Genomic DNA, 1895 nt, shown 5'->3' on the forward strand with positions numbered 1-1895 from the left:
TTGCCACCTGGCTGCAACCGCCTTTGAGTATCTTAACTGCATATTTGGCGACCCAGGCTTCAACCGCATTATCGCCTTTATCGAAGAAGCACCAGGCCGCTTTCCAGAGGTATTCCAGTACATGGGAAGATTCCCCCGGGCATGCCCCTGTCTCTTGATCACAAGTTACATCTCAAGAGATTTGGCGAGTAGGTAGCCTTCAAGGATAATTTGCAACTTGAACCATCCTTCCCAGAGCCTTTCCCAGCCAACTCGCCCATTTCGCTTAGAGTCGTGCCAACCAGCAAGCTTTCCAAGATTAATATACGCCCAGTAGATACTTGGTGCTTGGCGAGGCGGCTTTGTCTTTTCTTGCTTTGACCATAGTAATTTCCACGCAAGAGGACTTAACAACTTCTCACAGCTTTGCTTCTCAGCTTCTGGTCGATTTAAGCCAACGTATCGTAGTTGGTGCACTCTTACCGCTATGAAAGCCAGTATTACGACCATCTTTTCGAGGTTGTCTTTACTTTGCATACGAAGGTCTTCCACATGAGTTCCTCCCGTCTTCCATGCTTTGTGGAACTCTTCTATCAGCCAACGTTTTTCATAATAATCCAAGATTTGTTCTGCATCTTTCGCATTGAGAATAGGTTCAGATGTCAGTATGTGCCAACATAGTGGCTTGTCGTGGTTTAGCTCTTTGCAACCAACGTAATATAAGGAAATAGGCTCCCCTTCTTTATTAGAAGGTACCTTGAGAGTGACCGGAGCATACTTCACTTCACAGGTAGCTTCACGCGCCTTTCGTCCACCACGCTGCTTCACCTCGACGACTCTATTTCCCGCTGACTTTAGAGCACTGCTGAACGTATAAAGAGAGTCTGTACTTTGCTCTATACCTCGGTTATGCGTGGAACGAACAACAAAGCGCTGTTGATGAGTAGTCTTATATGTAAGGTACTCGATGATATCTGCTTCTCGGTCACAAACGGAAATCACATTGTCGAGTACACCACCAAGGCGCTGTGCCATATGCCTTGATGCCCGCTCCCATTTGAAGCTTTCTTTCGTCTCATAAGCGCGCGTCTTCCGCTTGGATTTTTGTCCATACTGGTTAATATCTCTTACCCAGCGCTCTTGTTCTATGAGACCAACCACGTGTTTCTCTTGAGGAGCGAACAGCAAGACCGAGTGGACTTGCATCCCTCTAGAGGACTTTGTAGAGCTCGTATGTCCCATCTCATCTCTAACGGTCTGATGAGTAAACTCCAGAGAAGTCGTATCCTCTAAGGCGAGCAGACAAGAATAGGTGCGGGCAGCTTTAACTGTTGCATTAAATCCAGCCTCAGCAATAGCTTGTGCGTCAATGGCGTCGTTCCGACTAAAGCGGTAAGCTGCTTCAATATCTGCAGCTGATTCAAGAGACTGCACAATAGACTGACCGATATGGTTAGCAAGGGATGCAGTCAGTTTAACGAGTCGCTTGGTTCGCCTTAGGTCTCCCAACTCAGCGTCCGAAAATGTATCTGTTGCCCATTGTTCTGCATTGACTGAAAACATCATACCTACCTTCAACTGTTTATTTATAGTTGAGATCGGAAGTATGCAAAAAGGTTCAAAAAATCCTGAGATGAAAATCGCAGGATTTGTGTATGAAAGACAGGGGCATGCCCGGGGTACTTACCGTGACAACGCTAAAGCGTTGACCAAAATTACAAACAGCTTACGCTGTAATTTTGGAATTAGCATTCATCCACGGGTAAACCCGTGGTTTTCTGTATGCACAGAATAAAGTCCATGACGATGGTAACCGTTACCTCAAGCTCCTTGGCTACTTTCTCGATCATTTTACGTTGCGCCGGTTGGCCATCAATCACTACAACCCATTGCCGTTTCTGCTCCGGGTCACGTTG

The 1895-nt window shown here is 46.4% G+C and carries 1 protein-coding gene; it reads right to left on the bottom strand.

The genetic code is table 11. From position 1 onward, the window contains the following. Nucleotides 1-165: 165 nt before the first annotated feature. On the bottom strand, nt 166-1542 hold the full coding sequence (locus H5300_RS26455; protein WP_182797335.1) for an IS4 family transposase: 1377 nt from the start codon (nt 1540-1542) through the stop codon (nt 166-168). Nucleotides 1543-1895 lie beyond the last annotated feature (353 nt).

It is taken from the genome of Vibrio sp. SG41-7, from assembly GCF_014164465.1.
Classification (GTDB): Bacteria; Pseudomonadota; Gammaproteobacteria; order Enterobacterales; family Vibrionaceae; genus Vibrio; species Vibrio splendidus.